At 65.7% G+C, this 14,933-nt stretch carries 15 protein-coding genes; 9 read left to right on the forward strand and 6 right to left on the reverse strand.

Translation table 11 applies throughout. From position 1 onward, the window contains the following. Positions 1–15 precede the first annotated feature (15 nt). Complete coding sequence (locus GU920_RS14910; RefSeq protein WP_161767861.1) at positions 16–930, forward strand: calcium/sodium antiporter; 915 nt, start codon at positions 16–18, stop codon at positions 928–930. A gap of 69 nt (positions 931–999) precedes the next feature. Here GU920_RS14910 and gstA read toward each other — a convergent pair whose 3' ends face one another. Further along, entirely contained in the window at positions 1,000–1,605 is a 606-nt protein-coding gene (gstA, locus tag GU920_RS14915) for a glutathione transferase GstA (RefSeq protein ID WP_161767862.1), read from the reverse strand. Positions 1,606–2,020: 415 nt separating this feature from the next. Between gstA and GU920_RS14920 the strand changes: the two genes are divergently transcribed. Both GU920_RS14920 and ilvN read left to right on the forward strand, forming a co-directional pair. Continuing rightward, positions 2,021–3,775, forward strand: a complete 1,755-nt coding sequence (locus GU920_RS14920) for an acetolactate synthase 3 large subunit (RefSeq protein WP_161767863.1) — start codon at positions 2,021–2,023, stop codon at positions 3,773–3,775. A gap of 71 nt (positions 3,776–3,846) precedes the next feature. Further along, positions 3,847–4,407 (forward strand): acetolactate synthase small subunit, encoded by a 561-nt coding sequence (ilvN, locus tag GU920_RS14925; protein WP_161767864.1) that lies wholly within the window; start codon positions 3,847–3,849, stop codon positions 4,405–4,407. Between the two features lie 54 nt (positions 4,408–4,461). Here ilvN and GU920_RS14930 read toward each other — a convergent pair whose 3' ends face one another. The 4 genes from GU920_RS14930 to GU920_RS14945 form a co-directional block, all read right to left on the reverse strand. Beyond that, positions 4,462–5,238, reverse strand: coding sequence for an enoyl-CoA hydratase-related protein (locus tag GU920_RS14930; RefSeq protein WP_161767865.1), 777 nt, complete (start codon positions 5,236–5,238; stop codon positions 4,462–4,464). Positions 5,239–5,301: 63 nt separating this feature from the next. Beyond that, complete coding sequence (locus GU920_RS14935; protein WP_201744187.1) at positions 5,302–5,748, reverse strand: cytochrome c-type biogenesis protein; 447 nt, start codon at positions 5,746–5,748, stop codon at positions 5,302–5,304. Between the two features lie 35 nt (positions 5,749–5,783). Further along, positions 5,784–7,757, reverse strand: coding sequence for a heme lyase CcmF/NrfE family subunit (locus GU920_RS14940; RefSeq protein WP_161767867.1), 1,974 nt, complete (start codon positions 7,755–7,757; stop codon positions 5,784–5,786). Between the two features lie 264 nt (positions 7,758–8,021). Then, positions 8,022–8,453, reverse strand: a complete 432-nt coding sequence (locus GU920_RS14945) for an Lrp/AsnC family transcriptional regulator (protein WP_161768114.1) — start codon at positions 8,451–8,453, stop codon at positions 8,022–8,024. Between the two features lie 108 nt (positions 8,454–8,561). Between GU920_RS14945 and rocF the strand changes: the two genes are divergently transcribed. Both rocF and GU920_RS14955 read left to right on the forward strand, forming a co-directional pair. Then, complete coding sequence (gene rocF, locus GU920_RS14950; protein ID WP_161767868.1) at positions 8,562–9,488, forward strand: arginase; 927 nt, start codon at positions 8,562–8,564, stop codon at positions 9,486–9,488. Further along, positions 9,488–10,534: an ornithine cyclodeaminase gene (locus GU920_RS14955; protein ID WP_161767869.1), complete on the forward strand. Its 1,047-nt coding sequence runs from the start codon at positions 9,488–9,490 to the stop codon at positions 10,532–10,534. Before rocF ends, GU920_RS14955 begins: the two co-directional genes overlap by 1 nt. 145 nt (positions 10,535–10,679) lie before the next feature. Here the strand turns inward: GU920_RS14955 and GU920_RS14960 are convergent, their stop codons facing one another. Next, on the reverse strand, positions 10,680–10,961 hold the full coding sequence (locus GU920_RS14960; protein WP_161767870.1) for an usg protein: 282 nt from the start codon (positions 10,959–10,961) through the stop codon (positions 10,680–10,682). 194 nt (positions 10,962–11,155) lie between these two features. Between GU920_RS14960 and gyrA the strand changes: the two genes are divergently transcribed. From gyrA to GU920_RS14980, 4 genes are all read left to right on the forward strand, one after another. Then, positions 11,156–13,879, forward strand: a complete 2,724-nt coding sequence (gene gyrA / locus GU920_RS14965) for a DNA gyrase subunit A (protein WP_161767871.1) — start codon at positions 11,156–11,158, stop codon at positions 13,877–13,879. Continuing rightward, positions 13,879–14,100: a hypothetical protein gene (locus GU920_RS14970; protein ID WP_161767872.1), complete on the forward strand. Its 222-nt coding sequence runs from the start codon at positions 13,879–13,881 to the stop codon at positions 14,098–14,100. Before gyrA ends, GU920_RS14970 begins: the two co-directional genes overlap by 1 nt. Continuing rightward, positions 14,081–14,380: a hypothetical protein gene (locus GU920_RS14975; protein ID WP_161767873.1), complete on the forward strand. Its 300-nt coding sequence runs from the start codon at positions 14,081–14,083 to the stop codon at positions 14,378–14,380. Before GU920_RS14970 ends, GU920_RS14975 begins: the two co-directional genes overlap by 20 nt. 124 nt (positions 14,381–14,504) lie before the next feature. Beyond that, positions 14,505–14,882, forward strand: coding sequence for a DoxX family protein (locus tag GU920_RS14980; protein ID WP_161767874.1), 378 nt, complete (start codon positions 14,505–14,507; stop codon positions 14,880–14,882). Positions 14,883–14,933: the final 51 nt, after the last annotated feature.

Consider the following 14,933-nt stretch of genomic DNA (forward strand, 5'->3'; position numbering starts at 1 on the left):
CATGCGGGGAATTAAATGACCTACCTTCTGTTCGTGCTGGGCCTTGTCGCCCTTTTCTTCGGCGGCGAATACCTCGTCCGCGGGGCCACCGCGATCGCCAAGCACTTCCGCCTCTCGCCCATGGTGATCGGCCTGACGATCGTGGGCTTCGGCACCTCTGCCCCCGAAATGCTCGTCTCCGTGCAGGCCGCGCTGGCGGGCCAGCCCGCCATCGCCATCGGAAACGTGCTCGGATCGAACATCGCCAATATCCTGCTGATCCTCGGCCTCTCCGCGCTGATCGCGCCGCTGATCATACCGGTGCGCAAGCTCTGGCGCGATCTGGGCTTCATGCTGCTGGCGTCCGCCGTGATCTGGGTGATGCTGCTGGATGGCAATGTCACCCGGCTCGATGGCGCGCTCCTGATGGCGGGTCTCCTGATCTTCCTCATCGTGGCCTTCCTCACCGGCAAGGCCGAGGATGACGATGCGGCCTCCGGCGACATGCCGCAATGGAAGGCCTGGGCCATGACGCTGGGCGGTCTCGTGGTGCTCGTGATCGGCGCGCGCCTGCTGGTTGACAGTTCAACCGAAATCGCCCGCGCCCTCGGCATATCCGAAGCGGTGATCGGCCTGACCATCGTCGCCGTCGGCACGTCGCTGCCGGAACTGGCCACCTCCGTGATCGCCGCGATCCGCAAGCAGACGGAAATCGCCGTCGGCAACATCGTGGGGTCGAACATCTTCAACATCTTCGGCATCCTCGGCACCACCGCACTCATCGCCCCCATCCCGTCCGAGGCGCGCTTTGCCGCGATCGACATGCCTTGGGTGGCAGGCTCGGCCATCGGTCTGACGGTCCTCGCCTTCGTGCTGGGCGGCCTGCCGCGCATCGCCGGGGTGATCCTTCTTGTCACCTATGCAGGCTATGTCGCGCTGATCGGCTCCTGACCACGCATCCAGCATGCAAAAGGCCCGCGCTTCCCGCGCGGGCCTTTTTTCGTTCCTGAACCCACAGGCTTACTTCAGCAACCCTTCCGCCTTCATCGCCGCCTGCACCGCAGGCCGCCCCGCGATGCGCGCCCGCAGCGCCTGCAACAGCGAGAAGGCCGACAGGTCATGCCCGATCCCCTTCGACCAGTTGGTGACGGTGAAGAGATAGGCATCCGCAGGGGTGAAGTCCGCACCCAACAGGTACTCCCGCCCGTCGGCCAGCTTCGCCTCCACCAGCGCCAGACGGCTGTTCAGAAGCGCGATCTGCGCCTCCTTCGCCGCGCCCTCCAACCCCCGGAAGAAGGGCGAGTAGGTCTTGTGCACCTCGGTTGACACGAAGTTCAGCGCCTCCTGCAACCGCGCCCGCGCCAGCGTGCCCGGCGCGGGCAGCTTGCCCGGCGTCACGCTGTCGGCCACGAACTGCATGATCGCCACGCCCTCGGTCAGCACTTCGCCATCCTCCAGCACCAGAACCGGCACCGCCCCGCGCGGGCTGATCGCGGTGAAATCCGCCCCCGTCTCGGTCTTCTTGGCCCGGATGTCGGCCCGCTCCACGCTGTAGGTGGCCCCGCTCTCGGCCAAAACGATATGCGAGGCCAGCGAACAGGCCCCCGGAGAATAGTAAAGCTTCATCAAAGCAACCCTTTCGGCATCGGGGCCGCACCGCACCGCCCCTTTCCGCGCCACATAGGCAAAGTCGCGCGCGATGCCACCCCCCTTTTGCGACTCATGGGGGCAAAGCCCCTGTGCATATCTGCAAGATTTGCATTAGTTGCGCCGAAATAGACGTCAAGGAAAGGAAGTTGCAAAATTTCCCCCCGATGCGACACTTTAGGCCCGCTTTTGCGGTTGACGCCCCATCCGGCCCGCCCTAGTGTCCCCGCCGATGGCAAGGAGAACGGATATGTCCGGCATTCTCGTACTTGTAGGACGATGGCGCATGGGGCGGTAACGCTGGCCATATGGCACCCATGCGCCCCCGGATCGAACCCGGGGGCTTTTTGTTGCGCGATGACGGGGCGGATGCCCGGCAAGGGGAACACAGACGATGACGAAGGCGATGAGCGGCGCGAAGATGGTGGTGCAGGCCCTGAAGGAACAGGGGGTCGAGGTCGTGTTCGGCTATCCGGGCGGGGCCGTGCTGCCGATCTATGACGAAATCTTCCAGCAGAATGACATCCGCCACATCCTCGTGCGGCACGAACAGGGCGCCGTCCACATGGCCGAAGGCTATGCCCGCTCCACCGGCAAGCCCGGCGTGGTGCTCGTGACCTCCGGCCCCGGCGCGACCAACGCGGTGACGGGCCTTGTCGATGCGCTGATGGATTCGATCCCGCTTGTGGTCCTCACCGGTCAGGTCCCCACCTTCATGATCGGCACCGACGGCTTCCAGGAAGCCGATACCGTGGGCATCACCCGCCCCTGCACCAAGCATAACTGGCTGGTGAAGGACACGGCCAAACTGTCCGAGACGATCCATCAGGCCTTCCACGTCGCCACCTCGGGCCGCCCCGGCCCGGTGCTGATCGACATCCCCAAGGACGTGCAATTCGCCACCGCCGACTACACACCCAAGGAAAAGACCCGCGTCGCCCATTACCAGCCCCGCCTGAAGGGCGACCCCGACGCCATCCTGCGCCTCGTCGAGATGATGGAGGCGGCCGAACGCCCCATCCTCTATACCGGCGGCGGCGTCATCAACTCCGGCCCCCATGCCAGCCGCCTGCTGCGCGAACTGGCCGCCGCCACCGATTTCCCCGTCACCTCCACGCTGATGGGCCTTGGCGCCTATCCGGCCTCGGGCAAGAACTGGCTCGGCATGCTCGGGATGCACGGCCTCTATGAGGCCAACCTCGCCATGCACGGCTGCGACCTGATGATCAACATCGGTGCCCGCTTCGACGACCGCATCACCGGCCGCGTCAAGGATTTCTCGCCCCATTCGAAAAAGGCCCATATCGACATCGACCCCTCGTCGATCAACAAGGTGATCCGCGTCGATGTGCCGATCCTCGGCGATGTGGGGCAGGTGCTTGAAGACGTGCTCACCCTGTGGAAGGCGCGCGGATCGAAGGTCAACAAGGCCGGCCTCACCAAATGGTGGAAACAAATCGAAGATTGGCGCGCGGTCAACTGCCTCGCCTTCAAGAACAGCGAAAAGACGATCAAGCCGCAATACGCCCTGCAGCGGCTCGAGGCGCTGACCAAGGGGATGGACCGCTACATCACCACCGAGGTGGGCCAGCACCAGATGTGGGCGGCCCAGTTCCTGGGCTTCGAAGACCCCAACCGCTGGATGACATCGGGCGGCCTCGGCACCATGGGCTACGGCCTGCCCGCCTCCATCGGCGTGCAGATCGCCCATCCGCAGGCGCTGGTGATCAACGTGGCGGGCGAGGCGTCGTGGCTCATGAACATGCAGGAAATGGGCACCGCGATGCAATTCCGCGCGCCCGTCAAGCAGTTCATCCTGAACAACGAACGCCTCGGCATGGTCCGCCAGTGGCAGGAGCTTCTGCATGGCGAGCGCTATTCGCACAGCTGGAGCGAAAGCCTCCCCGATTTCGTGAAACTGGCCGAGGCTTTCGGGTGCAAGGGTATCAAGTGCCAGGATCCCAAGGATCTCGACGACGCGATCATGGAGATGATCCGCTACCCCGGCCCGGTCATCTTCGATTGCCTCGTGGAAAAGCACGAAAACTGCTTCCCCATGATCCCGTCGGGCAAGCCGCATAACGAGATGCTCTTGGGCGAGGCCGACACGCAGGGCGTCATCGGGGCCAAAGGGGCGGTTCTGGTGTGAGGCGTCGGACCGGGGGTTTCACACCCCCGGACCCCCGTGGGATATTTTCAAACAAGTGAAGGGAGTGGCGGATGTCCGCGCTCAATATCAAAAAAGGCTCCACCAGCCATTCGGCCTATGACCTGCGCGATCACAACGCGACCGTCATCGAAAGCCACACGCTGGCCGTGATCGTCGAGAATGAACCCGGCGTCCTCGCCCGTGTGATCGGCCTCTTCTCAGGGCGTGGCTACAATATCGACAGCCTAACCGTGGCCGAGGTCGACCATACCGGCCACCGCTCGCGCATCACCATCGTCACCTCCGGCACCCCCGCCGTGATCGACCAGATCGAGGCGCAGCTGGGCCGCATCGTATCGGTCTACGAGGTGCATGACCTCACCGCCGAAGGGCCCTGCGTGCAGCGCGAGCTTGCGCTGTTCAAGGTGGCGGGCAAGGGCGAGGCACGGATCGAAGCCCTGCGCCTGGCCGAGATCTTCCGCGCGAATGTGGTGGATTCGACGCTCGAAAGCTTTGTCTTCGAGATGACGGGAACGCCGGAAAAGATCGACGCCTTCGCCGAACTGATGCGCCCCCTCGGCCTGCGCGAAATCGCCCGCACGGGCGTGGCGGCCCTGTCCCGCGGCGCCTGACCCCCGCAGGACACAGCGCGCTGGTAGGATGGGCAATATTGCCCATCCTACGCGTCAGGCCCCGGTAAACCGCGCCGGGCGCTTTTCCAGAAACGCCGCCACGCCTTCGCGGAAATCCGACGTCGCCCCCGCCTCGCCCTGCAGGCGCGCCTCCAGCGCCAACTGCTCCGCGAGCCCGTTGCCCGGTGATGCCCGCAGCGCCTGCTTCACCAGCCGGTAGGCCGCCGTCGGCCCCGCCGCCAAGGCCCCTGCCCGCGCCGCCACATGGGCGGCGAAGCCCTCATCCGGCACCGTCTCCCAGATCATGCCCCAGTCGGCGGCCTGCCGCGCCGTCACCTTCTCGGCAAACAGCGCCGCGCCCATCGCCCGGGCCATCCCCACCTGACGGGGCAGCCAATAGGTCCCCCCCGCATCGGGGATCAGCCCGATCCGCGTGAAGGCCTGGATGAAGCTCGCGCTCTCGCAGGCGATCACCACATCGCAGGCCAGCGCCAGGTTCGCCCCGGCCCCCGCCGCCGCCCCGTTCACCGCGGCGATGGTCGGCACCGGGCAATCGTAGATCGCCTTCAGAAGCGGCTCGTACTCCTCGGCCAGCACGCGCCCCAGATCAAACGATCCCAGCGCCATCGCGTCCTGCAGATCCTGACCCGAACAGAAGGCCCGCCCCGCCCCCGTCAGCACGATGCAGCGCGCCCGCGCCTCCACCTCGCGCCACGCGGCCAGAAGTTCGCCCCGCAGCCGCGCCGACAGCGCGTTCATCACCTCGGGCCGGTTCAGCGTGATCGTCGCCACCCCGCCTGCCTCGGCCAACGTGATCGTCTCATAAGCCATCGGATTCCTCCCCTTTGCGCCCACCCTATCCGGGCGGCGCGCCGGGAAAAGCCCGACGGCACGTCACTCCTTCAGGATTTCCGCCAAGCGCGCGCGCTCCGCCTCGTCCAGCGTGTCCCCGCTCACGGCCGAACGGCGCCGGAACGAGGCAAAGGCGATCCCCACCCCGGCCAGCAGCATCGCCGGCCCCGCCACCCAGAGCAGCAGGTTGGCCCCCGTCGCCGGCGGGTTCAGCAGCACATATTCGCCATAACGGTCCACGAGGAAGGCCACCGCCTCCGCATCCGTATCCCCGGCCACCAACCGCTCGCGCAGCAGGATCCGCAGGTCGCGCGCCAGTTGGGCATCGCTGTCGTCGATGTTCTCGTTCCGGCACACAAGACAGCGCAACCCTTTCGACAGCGCGCGCGCCCGGCTTTCCAGCGCCGGATCGGCCAGCATCTCATCGGGCTGTACCGCCTGCACCGGGGCGGCCACCAGCAGGCCAAGGGCCACGGCCGCCGCCTGCAGGCCAAGGGTCACCCGGCCGCGCGTCCCCGCCCCGCTCATTCCGCAGGCACCCCCGCCACGGGCGCGCGCCGCGCCCCCGCCGCCACGCGATACCGCCGGTCGCTCAGGCTCAGCAACCCGCCCAAGGCCATCAACATGCAGCCGCCCCAAAGCCAGTTCGCAAACGGCTCGATATAGGAACGCACCGCCCAGCCGCCATTCTCCTGCGGATCGCCGATCACCAGATAGACATCGCGCCAGAAGCCATAATCGATCGCGGCCTCGGTCGTGGGCATGCCCGCCACCGGATAGATGCGCTTCTCGGGGAAGAGGACCGCCACCTCCTCGCCCCCGCGCATCACGCGCAACTCGGCCATGGTGGATTGGTAATTCGGCCCCTCCACCTCGCGCACATCGACGAGCGTCACCTCATAGGGACCCAGCGCATAGCTTCCCCCCGGCATCACCACGCGGATATCCTCGGTCTTCCAGGCAAGCATCGCGGCCACCGCAAAGATCGTCACGCCAAGGCCGCCATGGGCCACGGCCTTGCCCCAGTCGGCCCGCGGCAGGCGACCCAGCCGCGCGAACCGCCCAGCCAGAGCCCCGCGCCCCGTGCGCGCCCAAAGGTCCACCAAAGCCCCGCCCAGCACCCAGACACCCAGGATCACCCCCACCGGCCCCAGCGCCGTCCGCCCCGTCTGCATCGACCAGGCCAGGGCACCGAGCGCCATCGACAGCACCAGCACCGGCCACAGGGGCCGCATCGCCCGCGCCCCGTCGCCCCGCTTCCAAGGCATCATCGCGCCCAAAGGCAGGATCGCCGCCAGCGCCACGACAAAGGGCGAAAAGGCCGCGTTGAAAAACGGCTCCCCCACGCTCAGCTTGCGGTCAAAGACCATCTCCGCGACCAGCGGCCAGATCGTGCCGAAGAACACCACGAAGGCCGACACCGCCAAAAGGATGTTGTTGGCCACCAGCGCGCTTTCGCGGCTGACCATCCCGAACACCCCCTTCGCCTCCAGCACCCCGGCCCGCGCGGCAAACAGCGTCAGCGCCCCCCCCATGAACACGCCCAGGATCAGCAGGATGAACACCCCCCGCTCCGGATCATTGGCAAAGGCATGGACCGACGTGATGACGCCCGACCGCACGATGAAGGTGCCCACCAGCGAAAAGCCGAAGGCAAGGATCGCCAGCAGGATCGTCCAGGCCTTCAGGCTTTCCCGCTTCTCCACCACGATGGCCGAATGGAGCAGCGCCGCCGCGATCAGCCACGGCATGAAGGACGCATTCTCCACCGGGTCCCAGAACCAGAACCCGCCCCAGCCCAGCTCGTAATAGGCCCACCACGATCCCAGCGCGATGCCGATGGTCAGAAACACCCAGGCCGCCAGCGTCCAGGGCCGCACCCAGCGCCCCCAGGCCGCATCCACCCGCCCCTCGATCAGCGCGGCCACCGCGAAGGAGAACGACATCGAAAGCCCTACATAGCCCAGATACAGAAATGGCGGATGGATGGCGAGCCCCGGATCCTGCAACAGCGGGTTCAGATCCTGCCCATCCAGGGGCGGCACCGCCAGCCGCAGAAAGGGGTTCGACGTCAGCAGCATGAACAGCAGGAACGCCACCCCGATCATCCCCTGCACCGCCAGCACCCTCGCCTTCAGCTGCGGCGGAAGGTTCCCCCCGAACCACACCGCACAGGCCCCGAACAGGGCAAGGATCAGCACCCAGAGCAGAAGCGATCCCTCATGGTTCCCCCAGACCCCGGTGATCTTGTAGATCATGGGTTTGAGCGTGTGCGAATTGCTCACCACCAAGGACAGCGAAAAGTCCGACACGACAAAGGCATAGGTCAGCGCCGCGAAGGAAAAGCCAACCAGCAGGAACTGCACCACCGCCGCCGGATCGCCCACCGCCATCCAGGCCGCATTGCGCCGCTCGGCACCGATCAGGGGCACGGTGGATTGGATGATCGCCACCGCCAGCGCCAGGATCAGCGCGAAATGTCCAAGTTCCACGATCATCGCGGACCCTCCCTCTTGTCGCGCAGACCATAGGCGCAAACCGCGCCCGCTCCAATGGGGATGCGCCCCCGCGTCGCAGGCCCTGACGAAGGCTTGATCGCGCCCCGCGTCCGCCCCCACCGGCCCGGACATGGCCCTGCCACGGCCCTTTCACCTTGGCACAAATACCCCTGACTCCGGCCGACACCCCTCCCCCGGCCGACTTTCGGCGCCCTCCCCTCCCCCGCATTCGGGGGAGGGGCCGGGGGTGGGGGTGTCGCGCCCTTAGCGTCGTCCCGCCTTCCGCGTGGACAAAAGCAGGTTCGTCTCCGACACCGTCACCCCCTCCATCGCGCGGATGCGGTGGATCGTCTCGTCCAGTTCCAGCAGGGTCTGCGTCCCCAACTCCACGATCACATCCCAGCGCCCGTTCGTCGAATGCACCGCCTGCACCTGCGGCAGGCCGCCCAGCCGCGCCATGATCTTCTCGCCCCCGCGCCCCTCGATCCCGATCATCATCAAGGCCCGCACGGGCGAGGCACTCACATCCCCCCGCGTCAGCACGGTAAAGCCCGCGATCTCGCCCTTCGCCGTCAGCCGCTCCATCCGCGCCCGCACCGTGGCCCGGCTCAGCCCCAGCCGATCCGCAAGGTCCGACAGCGCCGCCCGACCGTCGCGGCGCAACTCCGCCACCAGCCGCTGGTCCACCTCGTCCATCATGGCCACGATCTCCGCCGTTTCGATCAAAACCTTGTCCATATTGACCATAACAACGCTAGAATTCGCCGCAAGCCGGAAAGACCCTGCACAGCAAGGAGAACCTCCATGTCCAACACCATCCTCATCGGCGCCCCCATCGACTCCGGCCAGCGCTATCCCGGCTGCCTCATGGGCCCCGCCGCCTATCGCGTCGCAGGCCTCGCACAGGCCATCCGCGATCTGGGCCACGGGGTGCAGGACTGGGGCGATGTCGGCCTGCCCGACCTCAGGCCCGTCACCTGCGCCAACCCCGCCGTCCATTCTCTGGCCGAAACCGTCGGCTGGACCGAGGTCCTCGCCGACCGCACCGATGATGCGCTGTCAAAAGGCGGGCTTCCCATCATCCTGGGCGGCGACCATTCCCTCGCCCTGGGTTCCGTCGCCGGGGCCGCCGCCTATGCGCGGCGTCAGGGGCGCCCGCTCTTTCTCCTGTGGCTCGATGCGCATAGCGATTTCCACACGCCGCTCACCACCACGTCGGGCAATCTGCACGGCACGCCCGTCGCCTATGTCGCGGGGCGCGACGGCTTTGACGCCTTCCCCCCCTTCCCGCATCCGATCCCGCCGCAGAACATCTGCCTCTACGGCATCCGCTCGGTCGATCCTGCGGAACATGCCGCCCTTCTCACCCATGACATCGCCATTAACGACATGCGCGTGCTGGATGAGGCGGGCATCGTCGCCCCCCTGCGCGAATTCCTGACCCGCGTCCGCGCGGCAGGCGGGATGCTGCATGTCTCGCTCGACGTGGATTTCCTCGATCCCTCCATCGCCCCCGCCGTCGGCACCACCGTCCCCGGCGGCACCACCTTCCGCGAGGCGCATCTGGTGATGGAGCTTCTCCACGAATCCGCCCTCGTCACCTCGCTCGACCTCGTGGAACTCAACCCCTTCCTTGATGAACGCGGCCGCACCGCGCGGCTGATGGTCGATCTCGTGGCCTCCCTCATGGGCCGCAAGGTGTTCGACCGCCCCACCAGAGGCCATATGTGATGCTGACCCAACCGGAAAAACTGAACGTCGTCCCCTTCGTCTCCGTGGACCGGATGATGAAACTCGTCCACCGCATCGGGGTGGAGCGGATGCTTGCCGATCTGGCACAGGCCATCGAAACCGACTTCCTCCGCTGGGGCCAGTTCGACAAGACGCCGCGCATCGCCTCCCATTCCGAGGTGGGGGTGATCGAGCTTATGCCCACCTCCGACGGGCAGACCTACGGCTTCAAATACGTCAACGGTCACCCCTCGAACATGAAGCGCGGGTTGCAGACCGTCACCGCCTTCGGCCTTCTGGCCGATGTCGAAACCGGCTACCCGGTCCTGCTGTCCGAAATGACCATCCTCACCGCGCTGCGCACGGCAGCCACCAGCGCGATGGCCGCCAAATGGCTCGCCCCCAAAGGCGCCGCCACCATGGCCCTGATCGGCAACGGCGCGCAGGCCGAGTTTCAGGCGCTGGCCTTCAAGGCCGTCTGCGGCCTGCGCGAGGTGCGCCTTTACGACATCGACCCCGCCGCTACCGCCAAATGCGCCCGCAACCTCGCAGGTTCGGGCCTGACCGTCACCCAATGCCGCACGGCGGAAGAGGCCATCCTCGGCGCGCAGATCATCACCACCGTCACCGCCGACAAGACCAACGCCACCATCCTGACCGACAACATGGTCGGCGCAGGCGTCCACATCAACGGCGTGGGCGGCGATTGCCCCGGCAAGACGGAACTGCACCGCGACATCCTCACCCGCTCCGCGATCTTCGTCGAATACCCGCACCAGACGCGGATAGAGGGCGAGATCCAGCAACTCGCCCCCGACCACCCGGTGACCGAACTCTGGGAGGTCATCGCCGGCCGCGCCGCAGGCCGGACCGACGCCGCGCAGGTCACGCTCTTCGACAGCGTGGGCTTCGCGATCGAGGATTTCTCGGCGCTAAATTACATCCGCTCCAAACTGGCGGAAACCGGCCTCTACGAAGACCTCGACATGATCGCCGACCCCGACGATCCGCGCGACCTTTTCGGGATGCTTCTGCGCGCCGCCTGACCGCGATCAACCCCGCCCCGGCCCTGCGCCGGGGCCGCCAGCCGACTACCGGCATCCCTCATGGCCCTTGCCAAACCCTCACCAGGGCGCCCGCTGCGTGCATACGCTTTGCTGCACTGCGCTGCTGCACCACTGGCTGCACCCGTCAATGCAGCCGGAACTCCCCCACCACGTTCCGCCACTCGCCGGGGTTGATCAACTTGCGATGGGTGAATCGCACCGAATGAAGCGGCCCCTCGATCTTTTCCTGCCAGAACTCGATGAAGCGGAAAAGTTCCGGGTAATCGGGTGCCAGATCATAGTGCTGCCACACGAAGGTATTGAGAACATTACGATAATCCGGCATCCGGTAGAAGATCTCCGCCGTCGTCAGACCATATCCCCGCAGCATCAACTCCGTCTCGCTGCGCCCGTCCAGTGAAGCCATCCGCGCCTCCTTGCTTGCCCCCCCAAGGAAAGGCTGCATCGATTCGCGCTTTCTCGCAATGATTTCAATATGTTGTCACTCACCCGACCATGCTGCCAAAACCCCCGCCCTTCGCGCATTGCACCCCATATGCGGGATGGTGTAAGGTCGCGCGCAACAAGATATAGCGCACGCGCAGGAAGTCAGAGGCCCACGTGAACGACACGCCCGAAACCCCTGAAAACGCAGATGATTCCGCCCCCAAGAACCCGTGGCATGGCCCCCAGGTCTCCATCGCGGACGAGATGAAGACCGCCTATCTCGACTACGCCATGAGCGTGATCGTCTCCCGCGCCATCCCCGACCTGCGCGACGGGCTGAAGCCGGTCCACCGCCGCATCCTTTTTGCGATGCAGGAATCCGGCAACACCCACGACAAACCCTACCGCAAATCCGCCCGCCCCGTGGGCGACACGATGGGGAAATACCACCCCCATGGCGATAGCGCGATCTACGATGCCCTCGTCCGCATGGCACAGCCCTTCAGCATGTCGCTGAAACTCCTTGATGGACAAGGGAATTTCGGTTCCATGGACGGCGACGCCGCCGCCGCCATGCGCTACACCGAAGTGCGGATGGACAAGCCCGCCGCCTTCCTTCTGGCCGATATCGACAAGGAAACGGTCGAATTTCAGGACAATTACGATGGCAAGGACCGCGAACCCACCGTCCTTCCCGCCCGCTTCCCCAACATGCTCGTCAACGGTGCGGGCGGCATCGCCGTCGGCATGGCGACCAACATCCCGCCGCATAATCTGGGCGAGGTGATCGACGGCACGCTTGCCCTGATCGAAAACCCCGACCTGTCGACCGAAGCCTTGATGGACATCATCCCCGCCCCCGATTTCCCCACGGGCGGCGTGATCCTTGGCCGTTCTGGTGCGCGCAAGGCTTACCTCGAAGGCCGCGGCAGCGTCATCATCCGCGCCAAAACGCGGGTGGAAGAAATCCGTAAGGATCGCTTCGCTATCATCGTGGACGAGATTCCCTATCAGGTGAACAAGGCGTCGATGATCGAAAAAATCGCCGAAATGGTGCGCGACAAGAAGATCGAAGGAATCTCCGGCGTCGCCGACGAATCCGATCGGATCGGCGTGCGCGTGGTGATCGAACTAAAACGCGACGCCACGCCCGATGTGGTGCTGAACCAGCTTTACCGTTTCACGCCGATGCAAACCTCCTTCGGCTGCAACATGCTGGCGCTGAACGGCGGCCGCCCCGAACAGCTGTCCTTGCGCGATTTCCTCACGCATTTCATCACCTTCCGCGAAGAAGTTGTCGCCCGCCGCACGGCGTTTGAACTGCGCAAGGCGCGCGAACGCAGCCACATCCTCTGCGGTCTCGCCGTCGCCGTGTCCAACGTCGATGAGGTCGTCCGCACCATCCGCGCCTCTGCCGACGCCGCCGAGGCGCGCGAAAAACTGATGACGCGCCGCTGGCCCGCCGCCGATATCGCCGCCTATATCCGCCTGATCGACGATCCGTCGCACACGATGAACGAGGACGGCACCTACAACCTGTCCGAAGCGCAGGCCCGCGCCATCCTCGATCTGCGCCTGCAACGCCTCACCGCGCTGGGCGTCAAGGAAGTCACGGACGAGCTGGAAGAGCTTGCCGCCAAGATCAAGGATTACCTCGACATCCTGTCGTCGCGCGACCGCATCATGGCGATCATCTCGGATGAGTTGCGCGAGGTGAAATCCCTCTTCGCCGTCCCCCGCCGCACCGAGATTCAGGATTGGTCCGGCGACATGGAGGATGAAGACCTCATCGAGCGTGAGGATATGGTCGTCACCATCACCTCGGGCGGCTATATCAAGCGCACGCCGCTGGCCGAATTCCGCGCGCAAAACCGCGGCGGCAAGGGGCTTTCGTCGATGCAGACGAAAGAGGATGACGTCGTCACCACCCTCTTCGTCGCCAACACCCACACCCATCTTCTCTTCTTCACGACCGATGGCATGGTCTACAAGATGAAGACTTGGCGCCTTCCCCTCGCGGGCCGCACCGCCAAGGGCAAGGCCATCGTCAACATCCTGCCCATCGAAACCGGCGTCTCCATCGCCGCCCTGATGCCCGTCGATGTGCCGGAAGAGGACTGGGCCAGCCTGCAGATCGTCTTCGCCACCTCCGATGGCGATGTGCGCCAGAACGACCTCAGCGACTTCACCAATGTCAAACGCAACGGCAAGATCGCGATGAACCTGCCCGAAGGCGTGTTCCTCGTGAACGCGGCCATCGCGGATGAAAACGATGACGTCATGCTGGTCACCGCAGGCGGCCGCGCCATCCGCTTCCCCACAACCGATATCCGCGTCTTCAAATCGCGCGGCTCCACCGGCGTGCGGGGCATCCGTTTGGCCGAAGGTGACAGGGTCGTCTCCATGGCCATCATCCGCCACTTCGAAGCCACGCCGGAAGAACGCGAAGCCTATCTGAAACAGCGCCGCCTCATGGCAGGCGCGGTAGAGGACGACGCCGAAGCAGACGATGATGAAGAAAGCGTCACCGCAGCGGTCGGCCAGCTTTCGCCTGAACGCTATGCCGAAATGTCCGCCGCCGAAGATCTGATCCTGACGATCACCGCAGGCGGATCGGGCAAGCTCTCCTCCTCGCACGGCTACCCGGTCCGGGGCCGGGGCGGCATGGGCGTCAAGGCGATGGATGGCGCGATGCGCGGCGGCAAGCTGGTGGCCAGCTTCCCGGTGGAGATGTCGGATCAGATCATGCTCGCCACCTCCACCGGCCAGTCGATCCGCGTGCCGGTAGACCAGATCAGCTTCCGCTCCCGCTCTGCCGGGGGGGTGAAGGTGTTCAACGTCGGCGCGGATGAGGAGGTCGTCTCCGTCGCCCGCGTGGCCGAACAGGGCGATGATTGATGGCGGAATGGGTCATCTACGCCATCGGCGCGCTGACCCTGATCGCGGTGCTCTTCGGCATCGTGCGCTATCAGTCGCGGCAGTATCAGGTCTATCTGTCGCGCCATACGGAAACCTCCGAAGGCATCCTCGCCGAACAGCGCCGGACACAGGCCGCCATCGACCGCCAAACGCTGGCCCTCGAACGCATCGCCCTTGCCCTTGAACAGCGCAAGTCTTGAGGCGCGGCTCGACGCGCTGGCGGCCTCTGGCGGCACCATCACCTATGGCGCGCTGGCCCGCGATCTGGGCTGGCGCGTCGCCGACCTGACGGCGGCGCTGGAACGCCTGATGGAGGAAGACGCCGCCGCAGGCCGCCTCCAGCGCGCCGCCCTTCTGGAAGGGCGCCTGTCGAACGGCATGCCCGCCCCCGGCTTCTTCCTGAAACTGGCCGAACTGGGCCACACCCCCGCCGATCCTGCCGCCTATGTCGCGGAAACCCGCACCCGACTGCGCGGTTAACCACCTCTGCATCTGCGCACATCGGCGGCGCGTTCAGCGCTATTTGGTGCGCACCCGTCCGATGCTATCCCTTGCCGCAACCGGCCGACATGCCGGGAATGTACAGTCAGGGACAGAACCTATCATGCAAGCACTCTCCACCTTCGGCCCGCTCGTGGGCCGCATCCTCATCGGCCTGCTCTTCCTCATCGCCGGCATCGGCAAGACCGGCGACGTCGCGGGTTTCTCCGGCTATCTCGCCTCGGGCGGCCTGCCTGCCTTCCTCGCCTGGCCTGCGGTGATCTTTGAAATCGCCGTCGGCATCCTGCTGATCATCGGCTACCAGACCCGGATCGTGGCGCTCGCCACCGCCGCCTTCTGCGTGGTCGCAGGCGTGCTCTACCACTTCGCCCCGGCCGACCAGATGCAGATGGCCATGTTCCTCAAGAACCTCGCCATCGCGGGCGGCCTGCTGATGTTCGCGATCCACGGCCCGGGCAAGTTCGCGCTCGACAAGGCCTGATCCAAACCCACCGCGCAAAGGGCCGGGGCCATCGCCTCGGCCCTTTCCTAT

Origin of the sequence: Paragemmobacter ruber, assembly GCF_009908315.1 — a bacterium.
GTDB classification, from domain to species: domain Bacteria; phylum Pseudomonadota; class Alphaproteobacteria; order Rhodobacterales; family Rhodobacteraceae; genus Paragemmobacter; species Paragemmobacter ruber.

Coding starts and splice junctions, on each gene's coding strand:
- GU920_RS14910 (WP_161767861.1), top strand. CDS start 16: ATGACCTACCTTCTGTTCGTGCTGGGCCTTGTCGCCCTTTTCTTCGGC.
- gstA (WP_161767862.1), bottom strand. CDS start 1,605: ATGAAGCTTTACTATTCTCCGGGGGCCTGTTCGCTGGCCTCGCATATC.
- GU920_RS14920 (WP_161767863.1), top strand. CDS start 2,021: ATGACGAAGGCGATGAGCGGCGCGAAGATGGTGGTGCAGGCCCTGAAG.
- ilvN (WP_161767864.1), top strand. CDS start 3,847: ATGTCCGCGCTCAATATCAAAAAAGGCTCCACCAGCCATTCGGCCTAT.
- GU920_RS14930 (WP_161767865.1), bottom strand. CDS start 5,238: ATGGCTTATGAGACGATCACGTTGGCCGAGGCAGGCGGGGTGGCGACG.
- GU920_RS14940 (WP_161767867.1), bottom strand. CDS start 7,757: ATGATCGTGGAACTTGGACATTTCGCGCTGATCCTGGCGCTGGCGGTG.
- GU920_RS14945 (WP_161768114.1), bottom strand. CDS start 8,453: ATGGACGAGGTGGACCAGCGGCTGGTGGCGGAGTTGCGCCGCGACGGT.
- rocF (WP_161767868.1), top strand. CDS start 8,562: ATGTCCAACACCATCCTCATCGGCGCCCCCATCGACTCCGGCCAGCGC.
- GU920_RS14955 (WP_161767869.1), top strand. CDS start 9,488: ATGCTGACCCAACCGGAAAAACTGAACGTCGTCCCCTTCGTCTCCGTG.
- GU920_RS14960 (WP_161767870.1), bottom strand. CDS start 10,961: ATGGCTTCACTGGACGGGCGCAGCGAGACGGAGTTGATGCTGCGGGGA.
- GU920_RS14970 (WP_161767872.1), top strand. CDS start 13,879: ATGGCGGAATGGGTCATCTACGCCATCGGCGCGCTGACCCTGATCGCG.
- GU920_RS14980 (WP_161767874.1), top strand. CDS start 14,505: ATGCAAGCACTCTCCACCTTCGGCCCGCTCGTGGGCCGCATCCTCATC.